Origin of the sequence: Sulfitobacter sp. R86518 (assembly GCF_042466275.1) — a bacterium.
Classification (GTDB): Bacteria; Pseudomonadota; Alphaproteobacteria; order Rhodobacterales; family Rhodobacteraceae; genus Sulfitobacter; species Sulfitobacter pontiacus.
In genome coordinates this window covers 1,555,188-1,570,143 of the sequence record NZ_JAXHCA010000005.1, presented here as the reverse complement: position 1 = coordinate 1,570,143, position 14,956 = coordinate 1,555,188, and the positions used below count along the sequence as shown (strand labels likewise).

The window sequence follows — 14,956 nt, the reverse complement described above, 5'->3', positions numbered from 1 at the left end:
TTATGTCCCTCCTCCGAACAGCACGAACAAGACAGAGGCCACCGTTAAAGCGGCCAAGGTCCACATCAAATATTTCTCCCAAACGCTGCCGGCGACCGTCTTCGCGATCCCCGCACCGGCCAGCGTCCACAAGGGGTGCAGCACGATCTGGCATCCCAGCAGCACGGCGGCCACCGTGGCCGTCGCCGCCAGCGCAGGCGTTCCGGGCGCGATGAAGGCCGTGAAGCTGCCCACGATCATCGCCCAGGCCTTGGGGTTCAGCGGGTGAACGATCAGCCCGGCCAGAAAGCCCGGCGCGGCCTCGGTTCGTGCGTCCTGCCCCAACCGCAGGTTCGCAACCTTCCATGCCAGCCAGATGATATAGGCGGCAGAGGCGAATTTCAGCGCGACGAAAACCCCCGGCGCGCGGTCGGCCAGTTGCATCAACCCGAAACCCACTGGCCAGATCACCAGCTGTTTGCCAAGGGCCACGCCCGCGACAAAAGGCACTGCCGCGCGAAAGCCGAAGCGCGCGCCAGTGGCCATCAACGCCATATTCGCCGGTCCGGGTGTGCCGATCTGGCTTGCAGCAAAGACGATAAAGGATGTCAGGGCGACGCTCATGACTGGCTCTTCTTCTTGCGTTTTTGCCGCGGCTTGGCGTCATAGACGGGCGGAACGTAATCGGGTTTGATCAGCCCGAACAACAGGTTGTCGTGCCATTCGCCCCCCAGAAAAGACGACTGCCGCGCACGCCCTTCGGCGGCAAAGCCGACTTTGGTGAAACAGGCCGCAGCGCGTTCGTTGATGTCGAGCACGCGGGCAGAAAGGCGGTGCAGCGCCAGCGGGCCAAAGGCGTGGGCCGCAAGCAGATGCAGCGCGCGTGTCCCCAACCCCTTGCCCAGTTTCTTGGGGGCGAGAATGCCGATCGCGACATCGGCGCTGGCATCCCACGGACGAAGACTGTGCAGGCGCAGCGCACCGATCATCTTGCCGCGATGTTCGATGACCCAGGCCAGCGGTTCAACCTGTTGCGTTTCATACCAACGTTCGGCCAGCGCCTTGGTCATCACCGGCACGGCGTTCAGCTCTGCCCCGAACATGTGGTGGATTTCGGGCGTGTTTCCAAGCTTGAACCGGGCGTCGATGTCACGGTGTTCGGGCGCGCGCAGACGGATGGTGCCATCGCTCAGCTCGGGGCGGTTTGATCGTGACATAACGGCCCCTCCCTTCCTGGGTGAACACTGGGCGATAAAATGGAAAAGGGACCGGCGTTTCCGCCGATCCCTAAATTTTCAAACCTCTCGGGTGCGGCTTATTCTGCGGCTTCTGCCGCTGGCAGGACCGAGATAAACGTACGGTTCTTCAGCCCCTTGTGGAACTGGACCTTGCCGTCAACGGTTGCGAAGATCGTGTGATCCTTGCCCATGCCAACGCCTTCAGCGGGCCAGTACTTTGTACCGCGCTGACGCACCAGAATGTTGCCGGGAATGACAGCTTCGCCGCCATATTTTTTCACGCCAAGACGACGACCTGCTGAGTCGCGGCCGTTACGGGATGAGCCGCCTGCTTTTTTATGTGCCATTGGTGTCTCTCCTTAGCCTTTTGCGAGTTCTTTGGCCTGTGCGATCCAGTCTTCACGACCGACGCGACCTTTGAACGACAGTTTCTCTTCGATAGCTTCGACGTCAGCGTCTGTCCAAGCAGCGATCTGTGCGAAGGTTGTGATGCCTTCACCGTTCAGCTTGCCAACGATGACGGGGCCAACACCGGAGATCTTGCTCAGATCGTCGGCACCTTCGGCTGCGGGTGCAGCTTTAGCCTTCTTCGCCTTGGCAGGCTTGGCCGATTTCTCTTCGGCCTGGTTGTTCTTCACGCGCTTGGCCATTTCGGCCTGATCGGTTTTGTTCAGCGCATAACGCTCTTCCATGGCTGTCACGGCAGCAGCGCTGACGGAACCGGTGCCGATGGCCGCTTTGACGTCGGATTTATCCGCGCCGGACGACAGGATCTCACCGATCTTGACCAGTGTCAGCTTTTGACGGTGGCCTTTGGTACGCTTGGAAGAGTGCTTCCGGCGGCGCTTGACGAAGTGAATGACTTTCTCGCCCTTGATCTGATCGACGACCTCGGCTTGAACGCCGGCCCCTGCGACCAAAGGAGCACCCAGCTTGGGGGAATCGCCGCCCAGCATGAGAACTTCGTTGAATTGGACTGTTTCGCCCGCGTCAGCAGCCAAACGTTCTACCCGCAGCATATCGCCGGATTGAACTTTGTACTGCTTGCCGCCTGTCTTGATGACCGCAAACATGCGTCTTCCTTTACTGTTTCCGCATCCTGTGGTCCCCGTTCGGGAGTTTGTCGGGCTTTGGCCCACCTCGGACAGCGCATCCCGTTTTGGGATGTTCATGAAATAACAAAGGCACCCGAAACGGGCACCCTTAGGTTGAGGCTTGCCGTATGATGCACCGCCCCCCTGATGTCAAGGGCCAGCACGGGCCTCGCGGGACTTATCGCAAAGGCGGTGCGGCTGGCTATAATTCCTCGGCCACCATGTTCAACGCAACTGCGCGACCAAGGGCATAGGACACGTCTTCGTACGCGGCGCCAAAGCCTTCGAACAGCGCTGTGTTCAGGCTGCGCCCCGCATCGCTTTGCGCAAAGGCGATATAGCGGTCGAGCTCTGCATCCTCCAGCGGAGAATACGCCAGCAGCAGATAGCCATAAAGCCAGCCGCGCGTGTCTTGCGCGATCTCTTCTTGCTGCTGCGCCACGTCGGCCAGCATCTCGGCCTCTGTCATCTGCAGCGCGTTGCCATCTGCCATCCCGCGCATGAATTGAAAGTTGGAATTCATCGCGGCGGTGACATTGCGGTCGATCATGTCGCCACTGTCGATCAATGTTGTGATCTGCCCCAGACGTGGGTCGTCGCTGCCCTCAAGGTCATGGAACCCTGCGCGGGCGGCGTCTTCCACCTCGGGGTCGGTGATAGCGGCGCGGGCCTCGTTCTCGAGCGTGATGATCCTTGCGCCCGTGTCTTGCGCGAAAAAGGCAATGACATCCTCGCGGGCCTGCCCTTGCAAGCCCGCATCCAATGCCCCGCGCAGGGTTTCGACGATCCGTTCGGGGTTGTAGATGGCACGCACCTGCAGCGCCCACCCCGCGCCACCCTGCCCGCCCAGCATATCGCGATCAAGCGTTTCCGCGTTCTCCAACCCCTCGCGCTGCAAAATCTCGGCCAGCTCGCCAAGACGCAGGACATCCACCAGCACGGTTGACCGCGCGTCGGCCCAAAGCGGCAGCGCCAGCATCCACAGGCCAGCAGCAAGAACAAAGGCGCGCATGGTTACAGGTCCTGACTGGGTTGCATGGTGCCAAGCCGCTGTGCGACCTCTTCAAACCGGTTCGCCATGATCTCGAACTGCACGGCGTTCATCAGCGCGTAGACCTCCTGCATCTGCGGATCTTCCAGCGCCTTGGCATAGACCAGCACTTCTTCATCGGAAAACGCCTGATAGGTATAGGCCGCCCCCGCCAGCGCGTTCTCTTTGATAGAGGCGCGCATCTCGGGCTCTTGCGCGCGCATCGCTTCGCGCAGGTCGGGCTCTTCCATCTGTAATTCGATCACACCCGCGCCCGCCGCTGCCATCAGGAACCGGATCTGCACCTCTTGCAGCGCCTTGATCGAGCTATCCTCGACATCGCTCGCCCCGTTCAGACGCGCCAACAGATCCACACGCGGAGAATCGATCCCGCGCAGCCCGTTCAGGATCGCATCGCCCGCCTCTGCCTTCGCGGCATCGTCTTCCTCCATATGCGACGCGTTTTCAGCGGCCACCAAGCGTCGGCCCAGATCGCTGGCGTAGAAATCCGAGGCATGTTCCAGCGCATCATCGCTGAGCGCCTGCGCCAGAATACCGGCACCCATGTCCAGCATCAAATCCGTCTCGAATACCTCGCGCACCAGACGCGACCATTCAGAGCCGAAGGCATCCGCATCAATCCCCAGCATTTCCGGCGCGGAATCAGCAGACAGCCGGATGCTTTCAAGGGCGACATCAAACCCCGTGACTTCCAGAAATGCATCGACCCTTTCTCTGTCGGCGGCCCGCGCCATCGGTGCAATCAGCGACACCATGACCGCCAATCCAAAACATAAAGTTAACGGCAAACGGGACAGTCGGCGCATCAGGGCATTCCTTTCAAGTTGATCCACCCCAAGAGCTTAGGCGAAATCCATCTGTCAGCAATGAAATTCCCCGTGTCCGCGAAAACTGGCCTAGCCCCCCTTGCCACCCCGCAAAATCCATCCTAAACGGACGCACCACACCGATGCGGAGAGGTGCCGGAGTGGTCGAACGGGGCGGTCTCGAAAACCGTTGAGCCTTCACGGGTTCCCAGGGTTCGAATCCCTGTCTCTCCGCCACTATCCCCCTGACAGTTTAGGTCCATCCCTTGCGGGACAAGCCGTCGCCTTGGTCGCACGCCCCTGTGGCGCGGTGCGCTGTCAAAATCCGCGATCAGGGGCGTGATGCTGCTCCCGCCCGCGTCAAAAATCCCCCGGCGCGCATTGCAGGCAGGCGAGCCCCTCGGCACGCCATGCGTCAACGACCGAACTGCGATCATCGATGACCAGCCAGGGGGCCAGCCCGTCCGCTTGCATTTGCGCCAGCGCTTGGCGTTTGACGTCGGGATCGCTTGCGGCGTCCTGATCCTTGGCGCGCAGGTAAACGCCGTCGAAGGGCAGATCGTGTTTGTGCAGCCAGGCGATCGTGTGTTCCGCCCAACCGTCAGGGCGGCCCGAGCAGATGACGATCGTCTCGCCGCTTTGCTTCAGGCGGCGCATCAGTTTGGCGATGGGGGCAATCAGCGGGGCGTCGGCCATCGCCATGTGGAACGCATCCCATTGCTTCTCGACGCCATGCACCAGATGACCCAGCTTTGCCGCGTCGAACTCGGCCAGAGTGCCGTCGACGTCGAATACCACGCAAGGTTTCAGGGGGGCGGATGTCATAGCTCTTTCTCCTCAAGAAATGTGCCCGACCGCTGAAACAGGATCGGGATGGCGTTTGGCGGGCGTGGGCCCACGTCATGGGGTGTCCACAGCACGCGCGCGGCGCGGATGATACCGGAATGGCAGACCAGCACCGGCAAGTGGCCGGCGGGTGTGGCGGCACAGGCCGCGTGGATCGCGCCTGCGACACGATCAAGCATGGCGGGCCAGCTTTCGCCGCCTTCGGGGGTGTCTTCGCGTATGGGTTGCTGCGACAGCGGCTGCCCCTCGAACGCCCCCCAATCGCGTTCGCGCAACGCGGAAATCACGGTGAAATCGCGCTGCGGAAAGGCGCGCTTGCAGGTTTCTCGCGCCCGTGCGGCGGGGCTGGCGAAAAGCGTGACCGGCTGCGGCCAGCGACGACGGGCCAGCGCGCGCGCCTGATCGCGGCCATGGGCGGTCAGCGCGACATCGGTCACCCCTGCGATGATGCTTTGCGCATTGGCGGTCGTCTCCCCGTGGCGGATCAGGCAAAAGTCCGAGGGCGGAAGCGCGGCCCCCCTCACAGGCGCACCGGATCATGCATGAAAACCTCGACGCCCAGATCCTCGATCAAATAGTCTTCTGGCTGTGTGCAGAAGGCTGGCGCAAAGCGTTTCGCGCCAAGCCGTTCCAGCATGCGCACCTGATCGCGCAGCGGCGGGTGTACGTTCCAGCGTTGGAAATATCCCCCCGGCACGCTGCAGATCCCGCGAGCATGGGCGGTCATATGGCCGGTAAAGACCACATGCGCGTCGCGCCCCAAACGGCCGCTTTCATGCCAGGCGCGCACATAGCCCCAGGCGGCACCGCCATCGGCATTGGGGGTGTCGCAGACCAGAAAGCGCGCCTCGTCCAGCGGGCCGCGCGCCAGCAGCGGGGCGATCTTGGCCGCATCCACGCCAAGCGTGCCGCTGCGCAGACCCGTCGCCAGCACCGCCTGACATTCAGGGTCCAGCATGACGCTGGCGTGACCATAGCGCCGGATCAGGTGCAGGGCCATTTCGCCCGCCCTGCCCGATGGCGGCACTGGCAAAAGCACCTGCCCCTCAAGCCTGTCCAGCAAGGCGTCAAGCGCGGCAAATCTTTCGGTCTGGGGTACATCGTCAAGCTGGTAGGAACAGTCCAGGATCGCCGTCGCCGCGGGTGGTGGAAGGTCCAGCGGGAACCAGTCGGATTCCTCGGACCAATCGCCCGAGTAGAACAGCCCCTCGCCCAAGGCGAAATGCATCCAGACACCGCCCATGGCGTGCCCGTTGCGCCCCGTGGTCAGCTGCACGCCATCGATCACAGATACCCCCTGTTCGGGCAGCAGGTTGACCTTGGCGGCAGGGGGCAGCGCCTTGGCGGTTTGCGCAGTGGCATAGATCGGCAGCCCCGCCTCTACCGCATAGATCGCCCCGCCGATGTGGTCGATATGGTCGTGGGTGATAAAGACCGCATCCGCGCCCTTCAGCCAGCGCGGATCAAAATGGGCGTGGGCCTCGGGGCCAAAGCCGCAGTCCAGCAGCCAGCGCCGATTGCCCGTGTTCAATTGCATGCATGCGGGGCCTTTGTCCCCGATGCCGGAAAGTACTCTTACGCTTTGCATTTAATCCTCGGAGAATGCCCATGGGGTGGTGATCGTCAGGCCAAGCTGCATGCCGACATCAAACCGTGCCCGTGTTTCAGCCAGCAGACGCGTGCCGCAGTCCGCAACGGTTTCCAGAAGGTATTTGCCGCCCAGATAGGTCACCCGCGCCACTTTGGCGCGCAGGTCGCCGGTTTCGCTGATGGTCAGGTTTTCGGGGCGCAGGCAGACATGGCTTGGCAGGTCATCCCCGCTTTGCACGGCGATCCGCGTCCCCAGAACATGGCCGTGCAGGGCGCTATCGCTCTTTTCGACCCCGCGCATGGGCACCACCGTGCCGCGCCCGACGAATTCGGCGACAAAGCGGTTTTTGGGGCGTTCATACAGCGTTTGGGGCGTATCGAACTGCTGGATGCGGCCCTTGTCCATCACGGCGATCCGGTCGGCCATGGCCATCGCCTCTGATTGATCGTGGGTGACATAGACCATCGTCGCGCCGGTGCGCTTGTGGAAATCGGTGAACACCGTCTGCATCGATGCCCGCAGCGCCACATCAAGGTTGGCCAGCGGTTCGTCCAGCAGCACCGCATCGGGGTGCGACACCAGACAGCGCGCCAAAGCGACCCGCTGACGCTGCCCGCCCGACAGTTCGGAGGGCATCCGGTCGGCATAGTCCGTCAGCCCCGTCGCCTGTAACGCCTGATCGGTCTGCGCGGTGATCTCGGCCTTGGAAAAACGCCGGATCTCCAGCGGATAGGACACATTGCGCCGCACGTTCATATGGGGCCAAAGCGCGTAGGACTGGAACACGAAACCGATGTTACGGTCCTCGGGCGGGACCATGCGGTTGCCAGCCACATGCGCGACCTCGCGCGGGCCGATGGAAATCCGCCCCGTCGTCGGCATCTCGAACCCCGCAAGCAGGCGCAGCAGCGTGGTCTTGCCGCAGCCCGACGGCCCCAGCAGGGCGACGAATTCGCCATCCTTGAACGTGGTGGTGATGTCATGCAGTGCGGGGGCGCCGGCGAATGATTTGCCAAGCGCGGACAGGCTTATGTCTGCCATGGGACTACTCCTTTGGGGAAACGTCGGGACATCAGCTGCACCAGCACCATCAGCGCCATAACCACCAACACGATGGTCATCGCCAGCGCGCTGGCCATTGCGGTCTCGCCACTGTCGTCCAGATTGAAAATGACCACGCCCAACGTCTCGGTCCCCGAGGACCAGAGCAGCGCGGAAACCGTGAGCTCGTTAAACGCGGTGAGAAACACAAGGATCGCCCCTGCCGCCGCCGCCGGAGCCGAGAGCGGCACGATCACATCGCGCAGCCGCTGGAACAGCGATGCCCCCACCGATTGCGCGGCTTCGCCCATGGCAGGATCCAACTGCTTGAGGCTCGCTTGCACGGGGCGGAACATCACCGCAAAGAACCGCGCCAGATAGGCCAAGAAGATGATCCAGATCGTGCCGTACAGCGTCGCATCGGTGAACGGGAGCTTGATCAGCAGCAGGATCATCGCAATCGACAACACCACTCCGGGCAAGGCATAGGGCAGATCCAGCAGGCTATCAAACAGCCGCGACAGCCGCGTCGGGTTCCGCTCCATCAACCACGCCAGCGGCAGGCAGAGCAGCATGAGCACAACGGCCGCGCCGATCGCCAGACCAAAGGAGTTCGCAAAGGCCCGCGTCGTGACCGGCTGGCGCAGCAGGACCTCGGTCCACGCCTGAAGGGTTACGGTGTCAAGCCGCAGTGGCACGCCATAGGCAGGCACCAGCGACGTCGCCAGCAGGCCGAACATGGGCAGCACAAGGATCGTGCAGACCACGGCCCATAGCAACACCTCGACCGGCAGACGCGCCGCCCCAAGCGGGATCGCCAAGGGGCGCGAGGTGGCCCCCACCAGATAGACCCGTTGGCGTGATTGGAAGAATTGTTGCGTCAGGATGCCCGTGACAGCCACCGCACCGATCAACATGGCGAGGATCGATACCTCGGCCAGCACGCCGGTGCCCATGCCCGCCAGCTTTTGGTAAACCAGTGTCGGCAGGGTCGCATAGCCCGCCGGAATACCCAGCATCGCGGGAATGCCAAAGTTGCCAAGGGCGGTGACAAAGGTGATCGCCGTTCCTGCCGCCAAACTGGGCAGGGTCAGGGGCATGACCACCTGCCACCACGTGCGCAGCCCCCGCGCGCCACTGATGCGCGCCGCCTCTACCACCTCTTGCGGGATGGCGCGCAGACCTGCACGCAGGGTCAGGAAAATAATCGACATATGCTGGATGCCCAGCAACAGAATGATGCCTTGCGCCGAATAAAGCGGCTGCGGCGACCCCAATGGCGGCGCCAGCCCCAAGGTCTTGAGCAACACAGACGACGGCCCCATGATCTGGGTCCATGACAGCGCGGTGATCTGGGGCGGGATCATCATCGGGATCATCAGGCAGAACACCAGCGCCGCCTTGGCGCGCAGATCGGTCAGCGCCACCAGAAACGCGAAGGCAGACCCCAGAACCACCGAGACCAAAGTGCCAAACCCTGCGGTCACCAGCGAATGTTTCAGCGCGCTCAGCGTCGATGGCTGGCGCAGCACCTCGCCCGCGAGCGACAGGCCAACCGCGCCCTGATCCGTCACGCCTTCGACAAACAGGCGCAGCACCGGCGCAAGGGTCAGGCTGATCGCCACAATCAAAATGGTAGAGAGCAGCCACCCCTCGGACCGGCTGCCCCCGTTTTTTGTCAGAACGCCCATTACTCGGCGCCAAACAGCTCTGTGAATTTGGCCTTGTTGGCTTCGGCGTCCTTCAACGCGGTCGCGGGATCGAAATCCATCAGTTTGATGTCTTCGCGCGCAGGGAAACCGGCGGGCACGCCCATGCCGTCGCGTGCGGGGATATAGCCCATCTCAAGCACCACATCCTGACCTTCCGCGCTGAGCAGGAAATCGACGAACTTCTGTGCGCCTTCGACGTTCTTGGCGGTCGACATGATCGCCACAGGCTCGGTCACATAGGATACGCCTTCGGTGGGGAAGACGAATTCGACAGGCGACCCTTCGGCCTTGTTGCGGATCGCGAGGAAGTCGACGACCATGCCATAAGGTTTCTCGCCCGAGGCCACGGCCTTGAACGTGCCGCCGTTGCCGCCTTGGGCGCGGGCATCGTTTTCCGCCAGTCGTTCGTAATAGCCCCAGCCAAGGCTGTCATCGCCGGTCAGGGTTGCCAGATGGATCAGTGCCGCACCGGAATACAGCGGGGATGGCATGGCCACCTGCCCTTTCAGAGCCGCATCGCTCAGGTCGTTCCACGATGTCGGAGCCGTCTCGACGCCAGTGTTATAGACGATGCCTGTCGTGATTAGCTTGGTCGAGTGATAGAAGCCGTCGGCAGAATACAGCGCGCTGTCATAATTGGCAGCCTCCGGGGATTGGTAGGCGGTCAGCAGACCGTCTTGGGCCATGCCCTCCAGCGTCACGGTGTCGGCGATCAGCAGCACGTCGGGCTGCGGGTTGCCTGCCTCGATCTCGGCGCGCAGACGGGCCATCAGTTTGGTCGTGCCGTCGCGGACCCATTCGACATCGGTATCGGGGTTGGCGGCTTTGAAGGCGTCCACAGTCTGCTGCGCATCTGCATTGGGCTGCGAGGTGTAAAGTGTGATTGTATCTGCAAGGGCCGTGCTGGCCATCAGGGCAAAAGCGGTGGTGGTGAGGATGGTTTTCATGGGGCTCTCCTGAAAAGGTAGCTTTCGTACGAAAGCATTTCACGCTCGCCTTATTCCCACCTTACGCTACAGATTCATGACATTCGCGTAACAGATTTAATTATATTGCGCCGTGGACGGGGTCGCTCTAGGGTCCGGCTAACCTTGGGTTGTTTTCGAAGGAAAATAGATGGCGCGACCTACTCTGACCGACCGGCGCGACAGGATCATTGCGCTGCTGTCGCAGAACGACGCTTTGTCCCCCGCCGAACTATCGCAGCATCTGGACGTTTCGGTGCAGACCATCCGCGCCGACCTGCGCGACCTTGATGACGCGGCGCTGGTGCAGCGCCGCAAGGGAAAGGTGCAGCTGCGCCAGCAAAGCGAGAATATCGGCTACCTGCCCCGCGAAACCATCGCGCGACAGGAAAAGCAGCGCATCGCCTTGGCGGTCAAGAACCTGATCCCTGATGGCGCACGGGTGGCGCTTGGGACGGGGACCACGGTTGAGCATTGCGCGCGGTTTCTGTCGTCGCACAAAGACCTATTCGTCGCGACCAATAGCATCCACGCGGTGTGCGCCCTGCAGAATGCCGCGGGCGTGATGGTGGAGCTGGCGGGCGGCAATGTACGGATGCGCGATCTGGATCTGATCGGCGCTGCAGCGCTGGCGTTTTTTGCGGGTTACCGCATGGATTACGCGGTGTTCAGCTGTGGCGGACTGTCAGGGTCGGGCGCGGTGATGGACTATAACTCGGACGAGGTGCTCGCGCGCAAGGCGATTGCGGGCTGCGCCAAGACAACGATCCTGGTGGCCGATCAGGGCAAGGCGGATTTGGACCTTGCCTGCCAGCACGGGGAGATCTGGGCCTATGATTACCTTGTCACAGGGGCCGTGCTGTCGCCCGATCTGCTGTCCCGCGCCGCCGCCCATGGGTGCACGGTGATCAAGGTCTAGCCCCTAGCCCGTGACACGCCGTAAGAAGGATTGCGTGCGCGGGTCTTTGGGCGCATCAAGCAGTTCTGCCGGTGGGCCCTGTTCGACAATCCGTCCCTCGTCCATAAAGACGATCCGATCCGCAATCTCGCGCGCGAACTGGATCTCGTGCGTAACGATCAGCATGGTCTGTCGTTTCTCGGCCACGCGCCGCATGAGGTCGAGCACCTCTCCCACCCATTCGGGGTCCAGCGCCGAGGTCGGTTCGTCAAACAGCATCAGATCCGCATCCAGCGCCATCGCGCGGCCGATGCCCACCCTTTGCTGCTGGCCGCCCGACAGTGCAGCGGGGTAGCTGTCGGCTTTTTCGAACAGACCGGTTTCGCGCAGCGTCGCATCGGCACGGGCGTTGGCCTCGGCCTTGCTATAGCCCTGAACGGTGATCAGCGCCTGAGTGATATTCTCGCGAGCGGTCTTGTTGGCGAACAGCGCGTAGTTCTGGAACACGAAGGACGTGCGCCGCCGCAGCGCCAGAATATCGGCGCGCTTCGCCGTAGCTGCATCGATAGACATATCGCCAATGCGGATGATGCCCGCGTCAGGCGCATCAAGAAAGTTCAGGCAGCGCAGCAAGGTGGACTTCCCCGTGCCCGACGGCCCGATGATCACCACCCGTTCGCCTTGGGCGATATCAAGCGAGATGTCTTTCAGCACGGCGGTGCTGCCAAAGGATTTGGTCACGCCGGATATGGTGATCCCGTCCCCCATCGCCCTGCCCGTCGCTGGATTGCTTTGTGTATTGGTCATCGCGCATGTGCCTTGTTCAGATAGACCTCTAGGTGACGCTGTGCGAAGGCCAATGTCTCTACCATGACCCAATAGATTGCGGCGACGACGAGAAAGGCTTCGAAGTAGAGGAAGCTGCCCGCCGCCTCTTTCTGGGTCGCCCCCATCAGTTCGGTCACGCCAAGGGTAAAGGCCAGCGAGGTGCCTTTGATCATATCGATAAAGTAGTTCACTAAAGTCGGTGCCGCGACCCGCGAGGCCTGTGGCAGAATAATCTGGCGCATCATCTGGCCTTGGGTCATGCCAACGGCCTGCGCGGCCTCCCACTGGCTGCGGTCCACACCCAGAATGGCGGCGCGGATGCTTTCCGCCATATAGGCCGAGAAATGCAGCGTCAGCCCCATGATGGTCGCGGTGACGCCGTCGATCTTGCCCAGAAAGCTCAGGACTTGCGGCAGGCCATAGTAGAACAGGAACAACTGCACCAACAACGGCGTGCCGCGAAAGAAGCTGATGAACAGCCGCACAAAAACGTCGAGGACCGGAACCCGAAACACCCGTTCAACAGCGAGCACAGAGGCCAGCACCAATGCGCAGACCATGCCCACAAACGCCATGAACAGCGTCAGCGGGACATAGCCCAGCAACACGGGCAGCAGGCCCCACATATATTCGAAATCCAGTCCCCGCATCTTGTGTTACTCGGCTGTTATGATGTCAGAGCCGAACCATTTTTCCGAAATCTCGGTCAGGGTGCCGTCTTCTTTCAGCTTGGTGATCGCGGCGTCGAACCGGTCACGCAGGGCCTGACCTTCGTCATCATTGCGGAAGGGCAGCGCGTTGCGGATTTCGCTAAAGGGTTTGCCCGCAAGCGCCAGCGGCAGCGGGCTTTCCGCGATCAGCTGGGCCGAGGAAACGCGGTCCATCACAAAGGCATCCACGCGACCAAGGGCCGTGTCTTGCGCAATATTGCTTTCATAGGTGCGAATGTCGATCTCGCCCGCGTTCGGCAGCTCGTTCAGCAGTTCCTCGAAGTTGGAGCCGAGGTTGACCGCAACGGTCTTCCCGCTCAGATCCTCGACACTGCCGATGGTGTCTTCGTTGCCCTCTTTCACCACGACCTGCGCCCCGTCAAAGACATAGGGCTGCGAAAAGGCGAATTTCGCCTCGCGTTCGGGGGTGATGGTGATCTGGTTGGCGATCGTGTCGATGCGGCCAGATTCCAGCGCGCCGATCAGGCCGGAAAAGGACATGGTGACAAAGTTAACTTCGTCGCCGGTTTCCTTGGCGACGGCGTTGATGAAATCGACCTCGAACCCTTGAAGCTCGTCAAGCTTTACGAAGGTAAAGGGAAAGTACCCGCCCGACATGCCGACATTCAGCGTCTCTGCCTGAGCAGCACTGACGCCGGTAGCAAGGGCGATTGCGGTAAGTGTGGCGTGTTTGATCATGATATTCTCCGTTACGTCTAAGGGGGAGGTAACATGACGCAGCCGCGCTTCAATGGCGCAGCGTCAAGCAAGTCCGCGGTGGTGTCATTCATCCTTGGTCAGGAATAAAATTCTGGCAAGGGCTTTGATCGCGAAACGCTGTTTCGGGGGCCGCAGCGGCGGAAGGGGCTTTGGGGGAAGATATCAAGCGATGCAGCACCTGATTGGGGGAATCACCAACGCCGGATTGCACCGCATAAGCATCTGATCAGACAAAATAAAACCGCCGCAAAGTGGGAGGACTTTGCGGCGGGGAAATTCTTGTGGCTTTAGGCGTCGTGGTTAGCGCAGGGCAACCGCTTGCGAGGCAATATGGCGGATCTCGCCACGTGCAACACCGATATCTGCCAGATCCCGGTCATTCATCGCCGACAGCTCGCGGAAGGTCTGGCGTTTGGCGCGTTGGTCAGCGCTGTAGGCACGGAATGCATCAAGCGACTGGCGCAGCTTGGGCATCAGACCCGCAACAGGTGCGGCGGTATATGTGGATGTATAGCTCATTTCTTATTCTCTCTTTCACGTCTATGCGGCGGCCTATCCACCGCATTCGGTTTGGTATGTTCCGTCAGCGAAGCGCTGGCGGTTTAGGCTGCTGCCGTGCCGCGGGGTGCGGTGCGGAACAGGCCGGTAAACTTGCGCGATGCTTTGGCAACAGCGGCAGAGATATAGGCACTGCGCAGCGCGTTGGCTTCGGCAAGAAGACGGTCGACTTCGACCGGAGTGGCGGTTTTGTATGTAGCTTCGGTTTTCATTTTCCAGCTTTCCATTTCAGGGCTTCAATGCCCGTGACCGTCATATGTGCGCGGTGCAGCAAAGGTGCAAACCATAGTGGATATGCGGAAAACGCATGGCTTAAATGGCACAGTTTTGCCCCAAAACCGCCCATATCCGGCCCCTAAACCGGCAGTTTTCGATTTCACCGTGAACGAAAGGGCCGCCCGAACGTTGGTAGCCCCTGAAACGGAGAGACCAACACAAGCCGGAGAAGACCCATGACCAAGCAATCGCCGCAGCAGCAACAATCCGCCCCACCCAAACCCGCGCCGGAAAAACCCCAGCCGGTGATATTTACGGATTACGCCAGCATCTGAAAGTGACAGGCGGCACGCTGCGGTATAAACAGCCCGGTATGACTGACCCTGTTTCTTCCATCCGCAATCTTGGCCCCGCGTTCGAGGAAAGCTGCGCCCGTGCTGGCATCCACTCTGCGCAAGAGCTGCGCGATCTTGGTGCCGATGCAGCCTACGAGCGGTTGCTGCAAAATGGTCAGCGCCCCCACTTCATCGGGTACTATGTTCTGGTGATGGGGCTTCAGGGGCGCCCGTGGAACGACTGCAAGGGGGAAGAGAAGAAAGCCCTGCGGGTCAAGTTCGACGCGATCAAGGCCCGTGCCCATGATACCGGACGCTCTGAATTCGAACGCATGATGAACCTGATTGGTGTGCGCGAGGCGTAACGC

At 61.5% G+C, this 14,956-nt stretch carries 19 protein-coding genes and 1 tRNA gene; 3 read left to right on the top strand and 17 right to left on the bottom strand.

Annotated features, from left to right (window positions below; genetic code table 11):
• The 6 genes from SJY36_RS08595 to SJY36_RS08570 form a co-directional block, all read right to left on the bottom strand.
• Positions 1 to 603 carry a LysE family translocator gene (locus SJY36_RS08595; RefSeq protein WP_386174297.1) on the bottom strand — a complete coding sequence of 201 codons (603 nt, stop codon included), beginning with the start codon at positions 601 to 603 and terminating at the stop codon, positions 1 to 3.
• On the bottom strand, positions 600 to 1,196 hold the full coding sequence (locus SJY36_RS08590) for a GNAT family N-acetyltransferase (protein WP_386174294.1): 597 nt from the start codon (positions 1,194 to 1,196) through the stop codon (positions 600 to 602). The genes SJY36_RS08595 and SJY36_RS08590 overlap by 4 nt, the downstream gene beginning before the upstream one ends.
• Positions 1,197 to 1,294: 98 nt before the next feature.
• A complete protein-coding gene (gene rpmA, locus SJY36_RS08585; protein ID WP_005853571.1) occupies positions 1,295 to 1,564 on the bottom strand; it encodes a 50S ribosomal protein L27 in 270 nt (89 codons plus the stop codon).
• Between the two features lie 12 nt (positions 1,565 to 1,576).
• Entirely contained in the window at positions 1,577 to 2,290 is a 714-nt protein-coding gene (locus tag SJY36_RS08580) for a 50S ribosomal protein L21 (protein ID WP_005853569.1), read from the bottom strand.
• A gap of 223 nt (positions 2,291 to 2,513) precedes the next feature.
• Positions 2,514 to 3,323, bottom strand: coding sequence for a hypothetical protein (locus tag SJY36_RS08575; RefSeq protein WP_386174290.1), 810 nt, complete (start codon positions 3,321 to 3,323; stop codon positions 2,514 to 2,516).
• 2 nt (positions 3,324 to 3,325) lie between these two features.
• Positions 3,326 to 4,168 carry a DUF2059 domain-containing protein gene (locus SJY36_RS08570; protein ID WP_340243720.1) on the bottom strand — a complete coding sequence of 281 codons (843 nt, stop codon included), beginning with the start codon at positions 4,166 to 4,168 and terminating at the stop codon, positions 3,326 to 3,328.
• A gap of 147 nt (positions 4,169 to 4,315) precedes the next feature.
• On the opposite strand from SJY36_RS08570, the gene SJY36_RS08565 reads away from it, so the two are divergent.
• Positions 4,316 to 4,405: transfer RNA gene (locus tag SJY36_RS08565), tRNA-Ser, on the top strand.
• Positions 4,406 to 4,528: 123 nt separating this feature from the next.
• Here the strand turns inward: SJY36_RS08565 and SJY36_RS08560 are convergent.
• From SJY36_RS08560 to SJY36_RS08535, 6 genes are read right to left on the bottom strand one after another with little or no spacing between them, the layout of a single operon-like run.
• The gene (locus SJY36_RS08560) at positions 4,529 to 4,993 is read right to left on the bottom strand and encodes an HAD family acid phosphatase (protein ID WP_286759122.1); all 465 of its coding nucleotides are present in this window, start codon (positions 4,991 to 4,993) and stop codon (positions 4,529 to 4,531) included.
• Positions 4,990 to 5,538 carry a histidine phosphatase family protein gene (locus tag SJY36_RS08555; protein WP_386174285.1) on the bottom strand — a complete coding sequence of 183 codons (549 nt, stop codon included), beginning with the start codon at positions 5,536 to 5,538 and terminating at the stop codon, positions 4,990 to 4,992. The genes SJY36_RS08560 and SJY36_RS08555 overlap by 4 nt, the downstream gene beginning before the upstream one ends.
• Positions 5,535 to 6,551, bottom strand: coding sequence for an MBL fold metallo-hydrolase (locus tag SJY36_RS08550; RefSeq protein WP_009824630.1), 1,017 nt, complete (start codon positions 6,549 to 6,551; stop codon positions 5,535 to 5,537). Before SJY36_RS08550 ends, SJY36_RS08555 begins: the two co-directional genes overlap by 4 nt.
• Positions 6,552 to 6,602: 51 nt before the next feature.
• Entirely contained in the window at positions 6,603 to 7,646 is a 1,044-nt protein-coding gene (locus SJY36_RS08545; protein WP_386174281.1) for an ABC transporter ATP-binding protein, read from the bottom strand.
• Positions 7,634 to 9,337 carry an ABC transporter permease gene (locus tag SJY36_RS08540; RefSeq protein WP_386174278.1) on the bottom strand — a complete coding sequence of 568 codons (1,704 nt, stop codon included), beginning with the start codon at positions 9,335 to 9,337 and terminating at the stop codon, positions 7,634 to 7,636. The genes SJY36_RS08545 and SJY36_RS08540 overlap by 13 nt, the downstream gene beginning before the upstream one ends.
• A complete protein-coding gene (locus tag SJY36_RS08535) occupies positions 9,337 to 10,305 on the bottom strand; it encodes an ABC transporter substrate-binding protein (protein WP_132996591.1) in 969 nt (322 codons plus the stop codon). The genes SJY36_RS08540 and SJY36_RS08535 overlap by 1 nt, the downstream gene beginning before the upstream one ends.
• A 169-nt stretch (positions 10,306 to 10,474) precedes the next feature.
• Here SJY36_RS08535 and SJY36_RS08530 point away from each other — a divergent pair, with 169 nt between their 5' ends.
• A complete protein-coding gene (locus SJY36_RS08530; RefSeq protein ID WP_278426334.1) occupies positions 10,475 to 11,242 on the top strand; it encodes a DeoR/GlpR family DNA-binding transcription regulator in 768 nt (255 codons plus the stop codon).
• A 3-nt stretch (positions 11,243 to 11,245) separates the two neighbouring features.
• On the opposite strand, the gene SJY36_RS08525 is transcribed toward SJY36_RS08530, so the two are convergent.
• The 5 genes from SJY36_RS08525 to SJY36_RS08505 form a co-directional block, all read right to left on the bottom strand.
• A complete protein-coding gene (locus tag SJY36_RS08525; RefSeq protein ID WP_386174274.1) occupies positions 11,246 to 12,028 on the bottom strand; it encodes an amino acid ABC transporter ATP-binding protein in 783 nt (260 codons plus the stop codon).
• Entirely contained in the window at positions 12,025 to 12,699 is a 675-nt protein-coding gene (locus tag SJY36_RS08520) for an amino acid ABC transporter permease (RefSeq protein WP_005853555.1), read from the bottom strand. Before SJY36_RS08520 ends, SJY36_RS08525 begins: the two co-directional genes overlap by 4 nt.
• A gap of 6 nt (positions 12,700 to 12,705) precedes the next feature.
• A complete protein-coding gene (locus tag SJY36_RS08515) occupies positions 12,706 to 13,458 on the bottom strand; it encodes an amino acid ABC transporter substrate-binding protein (RefSeq protein ID WP_386174272.1) in 753 nt (250 codons plus the stop codon).
• Between the two features lie 321 nt (positions 13,459 to 13,779).
• Positions 13,780 to 13,998 (bottom strand): DUF1127 domain-containing protein, encoded by a 219-nt coding sequence (locus SJY36_RS08510; protein ID WP_009824624.1) that lies wholly within the window; start codon positions 13,996 to 13,998, stop codon positions 13,780 to 13,782.
• Positions 13,999 to 14,081: 83 nt separating this feature from the next.
• On the bottom strand, positions 14,082 to 14,249 hold the full coding sequence (locus tag SJY36_RS08505) for an RSP_7527 family protein (protein ID WP_235183784.1): 168 nt from the start codon (positions 14,247 to 14,249) through the stop codon (positions 14,082 to 14,084).
• 377 nt (positions 14,250 to 14,626) lie between these two features.
• Between SJY36_RS08505 and SJY36_RS08500 the strand changes: the two genes are divergently transcribed.
• Positions 14,627 to 14,953 carry a TfoX/Sxy family protein gene (locus tag SJY36_RS08500; RefSeq protein ID WP_005853551.1) on the top strand — a complete coding sequence of 109 codons (327 nt, stop codon included), beginning with the start codon at positions 14,627 to 14,629 and terminating at the stop codon, positions 14,951 to 14,953.
• Positions 14,954 to 14,956: the final 3 nt, after the last annotated feature.